Raw genomic sequence first — 16,035 nt, forward strand, 5'->3', positions numbered from 1 at the left:
CGGTGTGTTGTGGGCGATGTTGCGTGATGGGCGGCCGTACGACTCCGGTCCGCCGGTTGCGCAGGTGGCTTGACTTCTTCATTAAGACACCTGCGCCCCCAGGGCGGAGAAGAACGCCACGATTCCGTTCGCGGCGCCGAGGCCGAGGGCGGCGCCGGCCGCGACGACCGCGCCCTTCTTTCCGTTGGCCTCGGCCTGGTGACCGCCGGTGTGGTGGCCCCAGGCCCACACGCCGAGCGAGACGGCGAGGGCGCCGACGACGGCGATGATCCCGAACATGTTGATGCTGTTGACGACGTTCTTCAGCACGGACAGGCCGGGGAGGCCGCCGCCCTGGGGGGAGATGCCTGGGTCAAAGGCGAGGAGGACGGCGGCGCGGTCGGCGAGAGGTATGGGCATAGGTGTGGCGGGGCTCCTTGCGTGCGCGGGCCGTACAGGGGCCGGCGGAAGGGAAAGATAGAGGGGAGGGGTGCGCTCGCGGCGCGTGAAGAGGGCCCGGCGGGCGCGGGTCCGGGAGGTGTCCGGGCGGCGCGCGGCGTCAGAGGACGCGGCGGACGGCCAAAATGTCCCAGTCCTTGATCGGGGTGATCCGGACCGGTTTCGAGGTGCGCGGCGCCTCGATGACGAGGCCCTCGCCCATGTACATGCCGACGTGTTCGGGCCGGGCGGCAGTGCCGCGGCTGAAGATCAGGTCACCGGGCTGGAGGTTCTTCGCCGAGACGGCCTTGCCCTCGCCCACCTGCGTGTACGTGGTGCGGGTGAGGTGGACGCCGGCGTGGGCGTACGCCTGCTGCATCAGCGAGCTGCAGTCGCAGCGGCCCATCGGGTCGGGGCCGTAGGCGTTCGTGCACGAGCCGCCCCACTGGTAGAGCGTGCCGAGCTGGTGCATGGCCCACTCGATGGCCGTGCGGGCCTTCGGGGCGGCGTCCTTGGGGATCGTGTATCCCTTCGGGACGCTGCCCTCGGGGATCCGCCCGAAGGACGTGCCGTCCGTGTCCGGCGTGCAGCTGCCGGAGCGGGACTCGGCGTCCTTGGCCTTGGCGGGTTGATCCTTGTCGGCGTTCGGGAACGTGGCGGCGATGGCCTTCTGCAGCGCGGTGGCGAGGTCCTCCCACTGCGCGTAGCCGTCGGGGTAGCCGGATTTCTGGACGGCCTGGGCGGCTTGGGTGACCTGCATCTGCTGCCAGCCGTCGACCTTGAGCAGGGCCTTGTAGAAGCGTTCGGAGGCGTAGACCGGATCGCGGATCTGCTGCGCGGTGCCCCACCCCTGGCTGGGGCGCTGCTGGAACAGGCCGAGGCTGTCCCGGTCCCCGGAGTCGAGGTTGCGCAGCCGTGATTCCTGCATCGCGGTGGCAATCGCGATGATCTGCCCCTTCTTGGGCACGTCAAGGCTGATGCCGGTGGCCACGATGGTCTGCGCGTTGGGGATCTGCTCGGCCGGAAGGTCCAGGGCCTGGATGTGGACATCCTTGCCGGACGCGCCGTCGAGGAGCTTGGTGACCGCCTTGGTCACCTCACTGGTGTCGATGCTGGTCAGGCATCCGCTGAAGGACGCGGTGGTCGCGGCTTGGCTGGAGGACGCCATCGTCATGGCGGCGCCCGCGAGGAGGAGGGGGGAGAGGACGGCGACGCCGATGCCGGCGGCTATGCCCTTCAATCCGGTCCGCCTCCCGGTAGGCGGTCACGGGCCGGCGGACGGATCGCGGGCAGGGGAGGGTAGAGCGATGTCACAGCGAGGTCCTTGGTGAAGTCCCGGCGGCGCGTGCGTCGTTGAGGAAAGGGCGCGACGTCCGGGTGGTGGGTCGTTCGGGTGGCCCGGGTGCCGTTGCGAGTTGCCGCTCGCACCGGCACGGGGCGTCGGGTCAGATGGGGCAGGACATGGGGGTACCTCCACGAAGGCAGGGGGGCGGGGATGCGCCATCGGCGGTGGCCGCCGGGCAGTTCCAAAACAGTAAGGCCGGATCCCCGGTTGCCGAAATCGTGTCTGATCAAGGCTCTGTTTCGGGGTTTTTGGCGGCGATAGCGCTCAACCGGGGATCGTGCCCTACAGTTTTGGCTCCTCCGCTCGCCCTTTTCACGTCGCAGACCGCGGAGCCGTCCGCCCGCATGCGGTTCCTGTGGGGTCATCCAGGCGAGCTGGAGCGTCTCTCTCATCTCACCCGACCCGAATTGGGGTATCTCTTTGCCTTTTTCCCTGCACCAGGGCGACGCACTTAGCGTCCTCGCCGAGCTGCCGGACAACTGCGTCGACTCCGTCATCACCGACCCGCCGTACAACTCGGGCGGACGGACGGCGAAGGAACGCACGTCCCGGTCGGCGAAGCAGAAGTACACCTCCGCCGACGCCGGTCACGAGCTGCCGGACTTCACCGGCGAGAACATGGACCAGCGCAGTTACGGCTACTGGTTGACCCAGATCATGACCGAGGCGCACCGTCTCAGCAGGGTCGGTGGCACGGCGCTGCTGTTCACCGACTGGCGGCAGCTGCCGATCACCACGGATGCCATCCAGGCCGCCGGCTGGCTGTGGCGGGGCGTGCTGGCCTGGCACAAGCCGCAGGCCAGGCCGCAAAAGGGCAGGTTCACCCAGAACTGCGAGTTCATCGTCTGGGCGTCCAACGGGCCGATCGACGCCGCCCGCAACCCGGTCTACCTGCCCGGCCTCTACAGCGCCTCGCAGCCCAGCGGCAAGGCGCGCCAGCACATCACGCAGAAGCCGGTCTCCGTCATGCGGGAGCTGGTGCAGATCGCTCCGCCGGGCGGCACAGTGCTCGACTTCACCTGCGGATCCGGCTCGACCGGGGTCGCGGCGCTGCTGGAGGGTCGCGATTTCATCGGCGTCGAGAAGACAAAGCACTACGCGAAGATCGCCGCCGACCGTCTCACCGAGACAGTGCAACAGACCCTTTCCCAGGATGACTTGACCCTCACTGCCTAGGCTCTCCCTGGCGCGCGGCGCGGTCGGCGACGCGTTTCACGCGTGTTCCCGCCGCGCTGCGCGCAGCGTTATAGCAGCGAAGTCCCGGTTACCGAAACCGGGGATTCTCCGGATGGTTGGAGCCGCAATTCACGCCCTATGGCTGCGGCCCAAGGAGGACCCTTTTTCGTGCCTGAATCCATAGACCCCTCGGAGGACGCGGAGACGGAACCGGTCCGGATACCCGACTCCCCTCTCCTGCCGGAGGACGCAGAGATGGAGCCGGTCCGGGTGCCGGAGGCCGGTCTGGCGAGCGTCCAGGCGGACGTGGCCAAGCTGCTGGCACGGTCCGCAGAGCAGGGCCGCCAGATCGACAGCCTCTCCGCCGCACCACCGCCGGACTCGCCGTTCGCCGCCTACGCGCTGCCGGGGTTCGCGGGCCTGCCGCCAGCACCTGCACCCCCCGAGCCGCGCCCGATCCTTGAGCTGGAGGGCGAAGAGTACGAGGACGAACTCGACTCCCTGTCCGATTGGGTCGATGACTTCCTTCTCCGGGTCTACGGGGCGGAGGTCACGACCGCCGCCCCGTGGTGCGAGCAGTGGCAGGAGCACGCCGACGTCGTCGCCTGGCTTCACGCCCTGTGGCTGGCCTACCAGCAGCACAAGGACCCCGAAGCCGGACTGTCCGGGCTGTTCGTATGGCACCGGGACTTCCTCACCCACGCCATGGCCACCGTCCGAGCCCCCGGCGGGCCGCTGTCCGCGTGCATGACCGATCCCGACCGGCCCGCGCACCGCCTGCTGCCCGGCCCTCGTCCCTCGAACCGGACCACCTCCGCCACCGAGGAGGCCGAGGAACACGGCGGCCACGAGGAGAGCGGCGAGCCGGGCCAGGCCGGCGGATGACCGGCCACGAGGACCGGCCGGCGTTCGGCCTGTCCTTCGACCCCCGCGCCCTGACCGACCTCCTCCAAGCCCCCGGGGACATCCGCGACATGGCCCTGGCCCAGCTCCAGGACATCGTCAACGCCCGCCTGTTCGGCGCCAAACTGACCCGCGACCTCGCCGGGTGCCGCAAGGTCTACGTCGATCACCGCAATGCCTGGCGCATCGTCTACGCCCAGCGGCCGGCACCCGCGAACTCCACGCACACCACCGAGATCCACGTCGTGGCCGTACGCCCGCGCGAGGCGCACGACGTGTACGACACCGCCCGCGCCCGCCTCGGCATCCGCCGGCGCCCCCTGGGCGAGCGCACCCACGCGGCCCGCACCCGCTCGCCGCAGCTGGGCACGCGCCAGCCCGTCCCCAAGCCGGGACCGCCGCCCTACGCGATGCCCGGCCTTCCCCGACCCGCACTGCCCCCGACCCTGAAGGGCCCCGTTCGTTGACGCAGTTTCCCACCCTGATCGACCAGGTCGCCGCCGCCGTACTGGCGCCGGCCCAGGCCAGTGAGAACCCGTACCACCGCGCCATCCTCGACGTGTTCGTCGAGGTCCAGGAACTCGACCGGAAGCTCGCCGAGCTCGCCGCCGCCGAGCGTCCCGGCGTCAGTCCCGCTGAGCAGCTGAGCACCCTGACCGACCTGCTGGTCGAACGGATGGCAGCCGGCGCCGAGCTGAGCGCGCTCCTGGCCACCTCCTGCTGCTGCGCCGCCGCGTACGAGGGCGATTACCCGGCCGAGTACGAGCCGCTGGACGACGAAGAGCTCGACTTCGACCCGGACTTCGACGACGTCGAGGAGCCCGACTTCGACCCGGATTTCGAGGACTTGGAGGGGTTCGACGACGCCGAAGGGCCGGACGGTCTGGACGGCGCCGACGACCTCCACGAGGACGCGTGCGAGGAGTTTCTGTCTTGCCCCAGCCGCCCGCAGACGATCGTCCACGCCTGCCTGACCGTCTTCGACGACGCGGGCGCCCCGGATTACGTGAGCACCGCTCAGCTGGTCGAGCGCCTGCGCGACCTGCCCGGCCAGGCTGACGGACGCTGGAGCTACGCCGACCTCACCCCGCTGCGGCTGGGGCTGCTCCTGCGCGGCTACGGAGTGCAGCCCTGCAAGCCGCGGGCGGCCGATGGCAGCCGCTACCGGGCCTACCGGCGCGCCGACCTGCTGGCCGCCCGCCCCACCTGCTCCTGCTGACGCATCCCGCCCTCGCCCGCACCCGGAAGGTGACGGAGGCGGATTGGGCCCTGGTTGCCGCCTTCCACGCGCAATGCTCCGAGGAAAACCTGCTGCGCCGCTGGGGCCGCACCCGCCTCACGCGTCGCGACCTGTCCCGGCTGCTCGCCCACGCACAGTGCTGGATCGCACTCGGCACGGACAACCGGCCGGTGGCCCTTGTCAGCGTCGGTCCCGTCAGCCGGGAGCCGGGTGTCTTCGACCTCGGACTGCAGGTCGTCGACCACCGCCAGCGTCAGGGCATCGGGACGGCTCAGGCCCGGCAGGCCGCCCGCCTCGCCCAGCTTCGAGGAGCCCACGCCCTCTCCGCGTTCACGCAGGCGTCCAATGCGCCCATGCTCCGGCTTCTTGACCGGCTCGGCCCGACGTCGCACACCCGCGACGGCCCGTACGTCGAGATCCGCGTCGCCCTGGAGGCGCTCGCCCCGGACCCTGAAACCCCACCGCCATGACCTCACCACCGTCCGGTGGGCAGATACCCACCGCCCTCGACCAGCGGATCGAGACCGCCGTGGGATACGGCGTCGAGGAGCTGCGCAGGCACCGCGCCGGCGGACTGCTCGACGCATCACACGCCGCCCTGGCCGACGCGCACCGCGAGCTGGTGGCCGCCGAGCGGGACGTCACCTTCTACCGGGTGCGCCTCGCTCGTCTCGCCTCCAGTGAACTGCCTGTGGACCAGGCGCTGTTCACCCGGATCCACCGCACGCTCGACCAGCTGGCGCAGGCCGCCGGCGTCCGCGATGCGAAGCAGACCGCGGCAGCCGCGGTGCTGGAGCCGATCGAGGCCGCCGCTCCTCGGCAGGTGCCTCGACAGATCGCGACGAAGGACGTCGCGGCCCTGCTCGCCATCGCCCAGGGCGCGAAGCTGCACGAGCACCTCGTCACCCACCGCCTCGCGGTGGCGACTGGCACGCGCACCCGCATCACCTACGCCCAGCTGCAGCGCCTGGAGGCGATGGGCCTGGTGGAGCGCAACAGGGCGCACCCGGTGCAGGCCGGGCAGCCCGTCGCCCTCACCGACGCCGGCCGCGCCGCGCTCACCATGCCCCGGCGCGCGGGCCCGCCCGGGACCACGCCCGTGCCCCTGCCGCCGGCCCTGACCGCCGTCTCCCGTACACGCCGCTGAACCCACGCGCCCGCGCCGCGCGCACGGGCGGCGCAGGCGTCACGACCGAAAGCACCGATGCCCCACCACGAACCCGATTTCCGCCTCGACGGATACGAAGCCGTCAACGACCACGTCGCCGACCAGTTCTGGGGGCACATCGGCAGCGAGCAGGACATGATGACCGTCCTCGCCGAGCACCACAGCGAGGATGCCGAGCACAGCTTCTACCTGATGCACAACGGCGCCGTCGCCTGGGGCATCCCCGGGGATCCGCAGCTCGTCGCCCTGCACCTCAAACGCGACCCGGCCACACGCACCTACCGCTTCGCCCACGAGGAACTGCCGCTGCCGGCGATGGCCCAGTCCTGGCTGATCGCCCGCGGCTGCCCCGAGGAGACGATCCTCCTGCCCGACGGCATGGGCACCAAGGCCGCTAACGAGGCCACCCGCGTGCTGGAGCAGCGCCTGCGCAGCGACGGCGACCACTTCGCCCTGCTCATCAGCTACACCCACGACAGCGACCCGATCCAGACGACCGTGATGCTGCGCGCCCTCGACGAGAAGGCGGCCATGCCCTTCCGCGTGCTGCTCGAAGAGGTCGACCCCGTCGCGTGGACGCACACACTGCGCGAGGGCGGCTTCACCACCTTTGAGGCCGCCACACAGTGGTGGGAAGCGCACTGGAGGGGCGAAGAGCCCCCGCTGCCGACAGCCTCCCCGGCCACCCGGCCCGCCACCGCCGCCCCCGGACTGCCGACACGCCCCGCCCCGCCGCGCGGACCGGGCCGCTGAACTCCCGCTAAACCACTGGCATTTCACTTTCCTGCCCCGACGAAATGCCATCAGCCGTGTGCGAGGCGGCGCGGAACATAGCACGCAATCCCCGGTTACCGAAACCGGGGATTCTCCGGACTCTTGTTCACAGCCCGCACGGCACCCGCCTGCGGCTGCTTCTCCCGTATGCCCTTTCCTCGAAATGGAGCTCAATTCCCCATGCGCTCAACCCGCATAGCCATCTCCGCCGCGCTGCTCGGCGCCCTCGCGCTGCCGCTGCCGCTGGCCTTCACCACCACCGCGAGCGCCGCACCCGCGCAGGCGCCCTCCGTGATCGACCCGACCTGCACCAAGCCCGGACCGTGGACGCTCAGCACCAAGGCCGTCACCATCCGCGCCAAGGCGTCCGTCAACTCCGAGGCACTCGGGATTCTGTACCGAGGCCACAAGTTCACCGTGCACAAGACCAGCGGAAAGTGGCGCTACATCACCGACAGGACGACCGGCGTCAAGGGCTGGGTCTCCGCCAAGTACGTCTCCCGCCCGTCCGGCGTGTGCCTGGACTAGCCCACCGGCACCCCATTTCCCATTCCCACACCGGAATTACCGAAACGAAGGGAAGTTCTTCGTGCTCGACGCCAGCGACGACGTGATGAGCGTCATCACCGAGCGCATCGAGGACCGATTCCAGATGCCGCTCGCCGACCTGCGCCGGGCTGTTGAGGCGGCACCCCAGGCCGATCCCGAGGCCACCACCGTCGTGCACTGGTACGGCCTGCTCGCCGAAACGCAACAGGCCCTCAACACCGCGGAGGACGCGCTCGTCGAGGCGCTGGGCACTCAGCCGCCCGACGTACTCGACGACCCCGTCATGGAGTTGGCCCACCAGGTCAATGCTGCTGTCGCCGCCCGCGACGGCCGCGTCATGGTCGTGAAGTACCTCCTGGACCCCAACGCTCCAGGCAAGCGCGGCCCCGGGGTGTGGCGCGGCGCGTCTCCCGCCGCCCGTCGCGCTCCGGCCCTGCCTACCTCTGCGCCCACGCTGCCCAGTGCGCGGAACACCACGGCGCGCGGGGCCACGCGGTGAGCGTCATCAAAAGGTCCAGCAGCCGTGATGCGGTGCTGCAGGAAGCGTTCGGCGCCGAGGTAGCCGACTTGTACGCGCAGGCAGCGCGCGGCGAGGCGAACGCTGCACTCCAGCGGGCACTGGAACTGCGCAGCTTCCTCGCCATCGCCGAGGAGCAGGTGGCCCGTGTCCGTGACCGCGTCCATGCCGCCACGGCCGCCGACGGCGACATGGACGATCTGTCCGCCGACGCCATGCGGATGGACGCCCAGTGGCTCGAGGCGGCTCTGGCCGGCCGGAACGGCTACACCGCCGCACTCGACGAGCTGCTGCGCACCATGCCTCCGACGACCGAAGTAGCGGGGTCACGCGCCGGGTTGACTCCCAAGATCGCCGCCACCGCTCCGCCCGCCCCGGCAGCATCCCGCGCCGGGGCGGTGCGGGCCCGACGCCCCTGAAAGTCCACCGATTGCCCCCGTCCGACCCCTCGTCCCACGCCGTTTCCCAGCTCGTCGCCCAGCGCATCGAGGCGCTGTTCGGACAGCCGCTCGCTGAACTCGAAGCGCTCGCCGCCGCCACCCCCGAGACCACCCTGCTCGGCGCCTTGACCGGCACCCACAGCGACCTGACCCTCGCCGAACGCAACATCGCCTTCCAGGTACAGCGGCTGCGCGAACTCACCGCCCCCGAGCGGGAGATCGGCCCCTTTGACGCCGGTCACATCCTCGACTGCGCCCGGCGTCTCGCCGAGTCCGTCGCCGCCCGCGACGCCTACGCCAAGAGCACCAGCGCGGTCCTGGGCGGCCTGCGCCGCGTGTCCGCCCCGGACACCCACCCGCCGGCTGCGCCGGTACCCGCCGCCCCGGCAGCGACCGCCTCCCGCACCCGCTGATCCACCCGTACCGCTTGAGGAGCCCCTTTCTTGGCCACCACCGCGCCGCCCGCCACACCGAACGATCTCTTGGGCGTCACCAAGACCCTGGACCTGCTCGCTCCGCGCTGGAGTGTGTGGGTGCTGATGACCGTCTCCTCACAGCCGCTGCGCTACACCGAGTTCAAGCCGAGGCTTCCATGGCTGGCGGACGGGCAGCTCCACCCCCGGCTGCGTCACCTCACGAACGCCGGCGTCATCGAGCGTACGGAGTACGCGCCGCGCCATGTCACCTACGGCCTCACCAGCCGCGGTGCGGCGCTGCTGCCCGTCCTCATGGTGATCGCGTCCTGGGGCGACAGGTACCTGGAGAAGGAGATGGTCGCCAACCAGCACACCAGCGAGGTGGAGTTCGAACGGATCGCACCGGCCCAGAACATCGACGACGCCATTGCGCTGCTCGTGCCGAGGCACGCCACCCCGATCCTGTTCTCCCTGCAGGCCCGGGGCACGGCGACCGCCAAGACGCTGGCGAGCGAAGCCATGCCCGGCTACGGCCTGACCGCCGTCTACAAACCGCTGGAACGCCTGGTCGACGACGGCCTCGTCACGCCCACCGGAACCGGCGGATACCGGCTGACCGCGAGCGGCCGGGCACTCGCCCCCGTCTTCCAGGCGATCTCCGCCTGGGCCACCGCCCCGGCCACCGAAGCCGATGCCCGTCGGCCTCGGGAGCTGGGCGGTGCCCCGTCGCAGAACCGTTCCGGCCCGTGGGCTACCACCCCGACTCGCCTTCCGGCACCGCCAGTTCCGGCCCCAGCGACCGCTCCTTCCGCCCTGACGACCACGCCTGCGGAGGGTCCGGCGTGGAAGTCCGGCGACCTGTTCTCCCACCAGATACCCGCCCGCCCGATCTCCCCGGCAGGAGGCCCGCGCCGATGACCCGCCCCCTGCCCGAGAACCTCCTGCACGAACGACGCGCGATCAGGACCCTGACCCTGCCGGGCCTGATACGCCTGGTCACCGAGATCGACGACAACGGCCCCATCAGCCACCGGCGCGGCTCCCTGCAGGGCGCCTTCGGCGACCTCACCCCCGGGCAACTGCGCCATGCCGTCGACGCCGCACGCGACCTCGGCCTGGTCCACACCGACGAACAGGCCCCCGACCGCTACCGGCTCACCGCGAGCGGCGAGGCCCTGGCCGAGGTGTATGACACCGCGGCCCGCTGGGCCCGCGCCCGCCATTTCCCCGACACCAGCACCGACTTCGTCACCCGCGTCCAGCACACCCTCCAATTGCACAGCCGCAGCCCGCACGCGTCCGGCCCAAGTCCGGAGCCGTCGGCGCCGCAGGAGGCCCTGACCGAGTTTCTGCAGGCGAACCCCCGCGTCCTGCACCACGCCGACGCCCGCTCCGCGCAGCCGCCGGCAGAAGCGGGGCGCGCTGCGTGAGATCCCGTGTCGGACCGCGGCACGCCCGCCGCCCAGTCCCCACTGTGCTGCGCGGCATCTACCTGCCGCGCAGCACGGACGCCGCCGCGTTCGCCATGGCCACGTACGGCATCCCGCTGCTGGTCCTGGCCACCACCAACTCGGCAGCCCTGACCGGACTTGCCTTCGCACTGGAATGGGTGCCGAGGCTGGGGGCGTTCGCCTTCGTCGGCGCCCTGGTCGACCGCCATGGCACCACCGCCGTGCTCCGCTCCGCCTCCGTCGCCCGAGCATTGGTCGTCCTGGCCGCCGCGGTCCTCCTGCCGAGGCAGGAGGCGGGGCTTGGGGCGACGGTCACCGTCATGGTGCTCGCCGCGTCCACCGGGATCCTCACCGAGTGCGCTTACATCGCGGCCGAAACCGCGGGCGGAGTGGCCGGCCGAGCGGCCGGCGCCCGCGCGCACCGGGTGCAATCTGTGCTGCTCGGCATTGACCAGGTCGCCACCCTGTTCGGCCCCGCCCTGGCCGGCCTCCTGCTCCAGTGGACCGGTGCCAGCGGCATGCTGCTGGTGATCGCCGTCTTCTCCCTGCTCACCAGCGCCCTCGCCCCGCGCCAGTACCTCCGCCCGGAGCCCGCCGCGGTACAGCCGGTCGGCAAGGGGCTGCGCACCGGTTGGTCGACCTTGCGGGCACTGCCGGCGCTCGGCTGGCTGGTGGCCGGACTCACCGTGTCCAACCTGGCCGTCGGCCTGCTGCAGGCCGCAGCCCCGGTGATCATCGTCAAGCAGCTCGGTCACTCCACAGCCGACGTCGGGTTCATCTGGTCCATCGCGGCCGTCGCCTCGCTCGGCGCGGTGGTGCTGTGCCGCCGGGCGATTGACCGCTTCGGCCTGTGGCCGGTCGGCGTCGTGTCCGCCACGATCGCCGCCACCGCCTGCCTGGCGGTCTCCTTCGCCGGCACCTACCACGCCTATCTCGCCCTGATCGCCGTCCTCATGGCCGGCGAGGGCGGCATGACCGTCGTGCTGCGCACCCTGCGCTCCCGCCTCATCCCCACGGACGTATTCGGCGCCACCCTCTCCCTGACGATCTTGGTGCTGCTGCTGCCCTTCCCGCTGGCCGGCGTCCTCGTCGCCGTGGTACCGCCCGCCCAGCTCGGCCACGTCATCACCGGCTGCGCCGTGCTCCAGGCCACGGGCCTGGTCACCGCCTTCGCCCGGCTGCGCGCCACCCCCGCCCTGCGCACCTCCTTCGCCTGACCGACCTCCTGCCCACCTCACGGAGACCCGCCATGCCCCTGTCCCACGCCCCGTCCGACCAGCTGGTTCTGCCGATATCCCGACCGTCGCTTCGAGCAGGATCCCGGCCCACGCTGACCGACCGGTTCCTGGCCTTCGACGCCGCGCACCCCTACGTCTACCGCGCGTTGGAGCGCCTGACAGCCGACCGGCTCGCCACCGGAGCCACCCGGGTCGGGCTGAAGGCGCTCTTCGAGGACCTGCGCTGGCAGCTGCCCGCGGGAGTGCGCGGGCTGAACAACTCCTTCACCGCCCTGTACGCCCGAAAGCTGATCGACGACCACCCGCACTGGGCGACTGCCTTCGAGCTGCGGCGCCGCCGCACCCTCTGACCCCGGCCGCCTGCCGTCAACCTCCTCTGTCCTGCCACTGTTTGGAGCCTTGTTGTCCTCTCGCCCAGTCGTCCTGGTTGTCGCAGCCGCCGACATGGAGGCCCAGCTGTACCGCGGCACCTGCCTGGAAAACGTCGCCGCCCACTACGACGTCGTCCTGATCTCGGGCGCCGAGCCGACCTGGGAAAAGGAGCTCCTCCTCGACTACGCCGTCGCCGACCCGACCAACCTGGCGGCACTCGTCACGGCTGGACGCGCGCTCGCCGAACGTTATGAGCTGGCCGGCGTGGTGACGTGGACCGAGTGGTACCTCGTCCCGGTCGCCCGGCTCGCCCGCCAGCTCGGCCTGCCCACCACGGCTCCGGAAGCCCTCCAGGGCTGCCGCAACAAGCACACGAGCCGGAGCCTGTTCGCCCGCCACGGAGTTCCGTCGGCCGTATCCGTCAACGTGCGTACCGAGCGGGAGGCGACCGATGCCGCCGCGCTCATCGGCTATCCCGTCGTCCTCAAACCCGCCGCCCACGCCGCGAGCATGGGCGTCATCCGCGTCGATTCCGCCGACGACCTGCCGGCCGCGTACGCCCTCGCCGCGCGCACCGCCGGCCACGGGGTGGAGAGCACCCAGGTCCTGGTCGAGGAGTACCTCGACGGCCCGGAGGTGAGCGTCGAGTGTGTCACCCACCGGGGCCAGACCACCGTGGTCGCCGTCACCCGCAAGACCGTCGGGATGCGGCCCTTCTTCGAGGAGCTGGCGCACGTGGTCGACGCGAACGACCCGTTGCTCGCCACCGTGGCTCCGGTCGCCGTCGCGGCCCTCGACGCCGTCGGCATCACCGACGGCGTCAGCCACGTCGAACTCCGCATCGTCAACGGCCACCCCCGCCTGATCGAGGTCAACGCGCGCATCGCCGGCGACATGATCGGCCACCTCGTCCACCTGGCCACCGGCGTCGATCTCGCCCGCGCCGCCGCCGACATCGCCTGCGGACGGACCCCCGACCTGACGCCTACCCGCCACCAGGCCGCGGCGATCCGCTTCATCTACCCCGCCTACTCCGGCACCCTGACCGCCTGCCGTGTCGCGAAGCCCACCGGGGGAGTGGAGCGCGTGCGTTTCCAACGACAGCCCGAAGACCAGCTCTTGCTCCCCCAGGACGGCGGCAACCTGTTCACCGCCCGCATCGGCTATGTCATCACCACCGGGCCGACCGCCACGGCCGCCCAGGACCGCGCCCAGGAGGCGTACCGCCACCTCGACGTCCAGGTGGTCGCCGCCACGCAGACGGCTCCGGCCACCGGGGAACAAGCCGCGTGAGGAAGACCGTCGCGATCGAGGTGGTGCGCAGCCGCCGCCTGCTGATCGGGTACTTCGCCGGCCTGGGCGTGGTGATGGCCGTCTTCGGCGCTCGTATGCCCGCCGTCCAGGCCGCCGCCGACGTGAGCACCGGAGGGCTTGCCCTGGTCCTGCTGGCCGCCGCCCTCGGCATGGTCGCCGGACTCCAGACGGGTGGGCGCCTCGCCCGCCCGGCCCGCCTGCCCGCGCTGCTGACCGGCGGCGCCATCGCTCTCGCCGCCTGCCTCGCCGTCCTCGGGGCCTGCTCCACTCTGGAAAGTCTGTGCGCGGCGGCGTTCGTCTTCGGCATCGCGCACGGCGTCCTCGACGTCACGGCCAACGCTGCGGCGGTCCGCTGTCAGGACGCCCACGGCCGCCCCATCATGGGTCGGCTGCACGCGAGTTACAGCCTCGGCGCCCTCCTCGGCGCCGCGCTGGCCGCGGCCACCACCCACACCTCACACGCCGTTCTGTTCACCGTGGTCGCCGTCTGCGCCGCGGTGGCGGCCGGAGCCACGACGGCTCCGACCCGGACTCTCGCCAGCTTGGGACTCAAGCCCGCTCACCATCCCGCTGCACAGGGCTCGGGCGAACGCGGGGGCCAGTCGCGGCCCCGCGTGTGGCTGCTGGGCGGCCTGGCGGCGGCAGCATTGCTGGGCGAAGGCGCTGCTGCCGACTGGGCTGCCGTCCACCTGCACGACCTCGGCGCGACGGCCGCGACCAGCGCTGCGGCATACGGGGCCTACAGCGCCGCCATGGCCGCAGGCCGCCTTGCCGGTGACCGGCTCACCGCCCGCTTCGGCGCGTCGGCCGTCGTACGCGCCGGCGCCGCTTTGGCCGCGCTCGGCCTCGCCACCGGACTGGCCGGCTCCACCATCGCCTTCGCCCTGTTCGGCTGGGCGGCCTTCGGCCTGGGCCTGTCCGTCACCATCCCCAGCCTGATCACCGCCGCAGGCGTCGGCGGACCCCGCGCGGTCGCCACCGTCGCGGTCACCGGCTACGCCGGCCTGCTCGCCGGCCCCGCCCTCATCGGCGCCCTCGCCACCGTCACCGCCCTCCCACACGCGCTGCTGCTGCCCGCCCTCCTCGCCGTAACCGTCGCCGTCCTCGCCCCCAAAGCCCTGGAGAGACCGACCCCTTGACCCGCACCTCCGACTCCCGGACCGGCGTAGAAGCCCTGATCCTCGACTACAACGGGGTTGCCGGCCTGCACCCCCCGGCTGCCATGTGGACCCGCCTGGCCGACCTCGCCGAGTGGCCCGACCGGCATCTCCCCTCGTTCCAGGACGCCTTCTGGGCACCCCGCAACGCCTACGACGCAGGGCAACTGAGCGATCTCGCCTACTGGGCCAAGGTGCTCGGCCACCACCCCGGCCCGCGCTGGCTGCGCACCCTGCGCGATGCCGACACCGCCCTGTGGACCCGCACCGACCCGCACGTCCTCAACATCCTCTACCGCGCCCGGGCCGCGAGGCTGCCGATGGTTTTGCTCTCCAACGCCCCGGCCCACCTCAGCAACGTCCTGGACGCCACCGACTGGCGGCACGACCTGATGACCGACGCCCTGTACTCCGCCCGCCTGGGCCGGTGCAAGCCCGACCCGGCCGCGTACGAACACGCCCTGGCCGCCACCGGCGCCGACGACCCGGCGCGCGTGCTGTTCGTCGACGACCGCGAGGACAACTGCCGGGCCGCCGCCGAGCTGGGCCTGCCCACCCTGCACTACGCCGGCCAACCCGCCGATCTGGAACAGCAGTTGCTGCCCGTCCTGGCGGACAGCATCGGTTCCTGACGGCACGCCGCTCTGCTCACCATCAGCCCCGACCCCAGGACTTTCGTGCCCAACACCGAAGAGATCGACGGCGACGTCTATGTATCCCCGCGCTACCTGGCCGGCAGCACCTGGACCGGAGACCCCGCTCTGGAGCCGCTCCTCGCGCTCGGCTTCGACCTCCGCCACGACGAGCTCGGCAACGTCTATGTCACTGCGCCCGACCACCGCGTCCGACTCGGCTATCTACCCGAGGGAGAAGACGACGGACTGTGGCGGATCAACGCCTACCGCGACCGGTTTGGCCCACCCGCATGGGGTGTGAGCTTTAACGACATGGCGCCCACGGAGTTCGCCGCAGCCTTCACCACCGCCCTCGCCCAGGCGTACACCGCCGGCCCCGACACCTACCTCGCCGAGCCCGACCTCAAGGACCCCGAGCTCGGTGCCTTCGACGCCGTCGTGCCGCTCATCAAGAACGGCTGGCAGTTCCAGCGCCCGCGCTGGGGGGTGATGGAACTGCAGTCCGCAGATGGGATGGCCACGTGCGAATACGCCACCGGCCGCCTCGACCCGCAGAAGGAACTCACCACCCTTGAGGCCCGATGGCACCTGTGGGGCGGACCGAGGAGCGGCTACGCCCGCTGGTACGCCACCGCCACCACCAACACCCCCACAGCCCTGGTGAAGGCCATCACCCAGAGCGTGTCCGACCCGGAACCCCTGCCGCGCTGGAGGGACTCGATGCTCCCCGGGCTGCGCGAGGCCGCACAGCTCACTCCCGTCACACCGCCCGCGCCCCCCGTTCCGACACCGCTCGACGTCCGGCGTACCGCCCCCCGCCGGGCGCCCGCGCTGAGCACGCGCAGCATCCCGCGCTGGAGCACCACGACAACTCCGTCGGCAGTCCTGCCCGCCCGGCGCTCCGGCCCCCGCCGCTGACCAGA

At 71.6% G+C, this 16,035-nt stretch carries 21 protein-coding genes; 19 read left to right on the forward strand and 2 right to left on the reverse strand.

The genetic code is table 11. From position 1 onward, the window contains the following. Positions 1-81: 81 nt before the first annotated feature. A complete protein-coding gene (locus tag ACFY1E_RS42550) occupies positions 82-399 on the reverse strand; it encodes a DUF6112 family protein (RefSeq protein WP_389086530.1) in 318 nt (105 codons plus the stop codon). Between the two features lie 139 nt (positions 400-538). Then, the gene (locus ACFY1E_RS42555) at positions 539-1,657 is read right to left on the reverse strand and encodes a C40 family peptidase (RefSeq protein ID WP_389086532.1); all 1,119 of its coding nucleotides are present in this window, start codon (positions 1,655-1,657) and stop codon (positions 539-541) included. A 525-nt stretch (positions 1,658-2,182) separates the two neighbouring features. Between ACFY1E_RS42555 and ACFY1E_RS42560 the strand changes: the two genes are divergently transcribed. The 19 genes from ACFY1E_RS42560 (at position 2,183) to ACFY1E_RS42650 (ending at position 16,030) form a co-directional block, all read left to right on the forward strand. Next, positions 2,183-2,938, forward strand: a complete 756-nt coding sequence (locus ACFY1E_RS42560) for a DNA-methyltransferase (RefSeq protein ID WP_389086535.1) — start codon at positions 2,183-2,185, stop codon at positions 2,936-2,938. A 255-nt stretch (positions 2,939-3,193) separates the two neighbouring features. Further along, on the forward strand, positions 3,194-3,823 hold the full coding sequence (locus tag ACFY1E_RS42565) for a DUF4913 domain-containing protein (RefSeq protein ID WP_389086874.1): 630 nt from the start codon (positions 3,194-3,196) through the stop codon (positions 3,821-3,823). Continuing rightward, positions 3,820-4,308: a hypothetical protein gene (locus tag ACFY1E_RS42570; RefSeq protein WP_389086537.1), complete on the forward strand. Its 489-nt coding sequence runs from the start codon at positions 3,820-3,822 to the stop codon at positions 4,306-4,308. The genes ACFY1E_RS42565 and ACFY1E_RS42570 overlap by 4 nt, the downstream gene beginning before the upstream one ends. Next, positions 4,305-5,060 carry a DUF3631 domain-containing protein gene (locus ACFY1E_RS42575; protein ID WP_389086540.1) on the forward strand — a complete coding sequence of 252 codons (756 nt, stop codon included), beginning with the start codon at positions 4,305-4,307 and terminating at the stop codon, positions 5,058-5,060. The genes ACFY1E_RS42570 and ACFY1E_RS42575 overlap by 4 nt, the downstream gene beginning before the upstream one ends. Before the next feature lie 29 nt (positions 5,061-5,089). Continuing rightward, on the forward strand, positions 5,090-5,551 hold the full coding sequence (locus ACFY1E_RS42580) for a GNAT family N-acetyltransferase (protein ID WP_389086542.1): 462 nt from the start codon (positions 5,090-5,092) through the stop codon (positions 5,549-5,551). After that, complete coding sequence (locus tag ACFY1E_RS42585) at positions 5,548-6,228, forward strand: hypothetical protein (protein ID WP_389086545.1); 681 nt, start codon at positions 5,548-5,550, stop codon at positions 6,226-6,228. The genes ACFY1E_RS42580 and ACFY1E_RS42585 overlap by 4 nt, the downstream gene beginning before the upstream one ends. A 57-nt stretch (positions 6,229-6,285) precedes the next feature. Continuing rightward, positions 6,286-7,002: a hypothetical protein gene (locus ACFY1E_RS42590; protein ID WP_389086547.1), complete on the forward strand. Its 717-nt coding sequence runs from the start codon at positions 6,286-6,288 to the stop codon at positions 7,000-7,002. Between the two features lie 201 nt (positions 7,003-7,203). After that, positions 7,204-7,551, forward strand: coding sequence for an SH3 domain-containing protein (locus ACFY1E_RS42595; protein ID WP_389086550.1), 348 nt, complete (start codon positions 7,204-7,206; stop codon positions 7,549-7,551). Positions 7,552-7,612: 61 nt separating this feature from the next. Then, entirely contained in the window at positions 7,613-8,071 is a 459-nt protein-coding gene (locus ACFY1E_RS42600) for a hypothetical protein (RefSeq protein ID WP_389086552.1), read from the forward strand. Beyond that, complete coding sequence (locus ACFY1E_RS42605; RefSeq protein ID WP_389086555.1) at positions 8,068-8,508, forward strand: hypothetical protein; 441 nt, start codon at positions 8,068-8,070, stop codon at positions 8,506-8,508. The genes ACFY1E_RS42600 and ACFY1E_RS42605 overlap by 4 nt, the downstream gene beginning before the upstream one ends. Positions 8,509-8,519: 11 nt before the next feature. After that, a complete protein-coding gene (locus ACFY1E_RS42610) occupies positions 8,520-8,942 on the forward strand; it encodes a hypothetical protein (RefSeq protein WP_389086557.1) in 423 nt (140 codons plus the stop codon). 30 nt (positions 8,943-8,972) lie between these two features. Beyond that, the gene (locus ACFY1E_RS42615) at positions 8,973-9,863 is read left to right on the forward strand and encodes a winged helix-turn-helix transcriptional regulator (RefSeq protein ID WP_389086560.1); all 891 of its coding nucleotides are present in this window, start codon (positions 8,973-8,975) and stop codon (positions 9,861-9,863) included. Next, positions 9,860-10,375 carry a hypothetical protein gene (locus ACFY1E_RS42620; RefSeq protein WP_389086562.1) on the forward strand — a complete coding sequence of 172 codons (516 nt, stop codon included), beginning with the start codon at positions 9,860-9,862 and terminating at the stop codon, positions 10,373-10,375. The genes ACFY1E_RS42615 and ACFY1E_RS42620 overlap by 4 nt, the downstream gene beginning before the upstream one ends. Beyond that, positions 10,372-11,613, forward strand: coding sequence for an MFS transporter (locus ACFY1E_RS42625; RefSeq protein ID WP_389086565.1), 1,242 nt, complete (start codon positions 10,372-10,374; stop codon positions 11,611-11,613). The genes ACFY1E_RS42620 and ACFY1E_RS42625 overlap by 4 nt, the downstream gene beginning before the upstream one ends. 32 nt (positions 11,614-11,645) lie before the next feature. Next, entirely contained in the window at positions 11,646-11,984 is a 339-nt protein-coding gene (locus tag ACFY1E_RS42630; protein WP_389086567.1) for a hypothetical protein, read from the forward strand. Positions 11,985-12,078: 94 nt separating this feature from the next. Next, positions 12,079-13,299: an ATP-grasp domain-containing protein gene (locus tag ACFY1E_RS42635; RefSeq protein WP_389086876.1), complete on the forward strand. Its 1,221-nt coding sequence runs from the start codon at positions 12,079-12,081 to the stop codon at positions 13,297-13,299. Continuing rightward, complete coding sequence (locus ACFY1E_RS42640) at positions 13,296-14,459, forward strand: MFS transporter (RefSeq protein ID WP_389086570.1); 1,164 nt, start codon at positions 13,296-13,298, stop codon at positions 14,457-14,459. Before ACFY1E_RS42635 ends, ACFY1E_RS42640 begins: the two co-directional genes overlap by 4 nt. Beyond that, entirely contained in the window at positions 14,456-15,109 is a 654-nt protein-coding gene (locus ACFY1E_RS42645; RefSeq protein ID WP_389086572.1) for an HAD-IA family hydrolase, read from the forward strand. The genes ACFY1E_RS42640 and ACFY1E_RS42645 overlap by 4 nt, the downstream gene beginning before the upstream one ends. A gap of 45 nt (positions 15,110-15,154) precedes the next feature. Then, complete coding sequence (locus ACFY1E_RS42650; RefSeq protein WP_389086575.1) at positions 15,155-16,030, forward strand: DUF317 domain-containing protein; 876 nt, start codon at positions 15,155-15,157, stop codon at positions 16,028-16,030. The last annotated feature ends 5 nt before the right edge of the window (positions 16,031-16,035 follow it).

The sequence above is a fragment of the Streptomyces sp. NPDC001604 genome, assembly GCF_042893475.1.
In the GTDB taxonomy this organism is placed as follows: Bacteria; Actinomycetota; Actinomycetes; order Streptomycetales; family Streptomycetaceae; genus Streptomyces.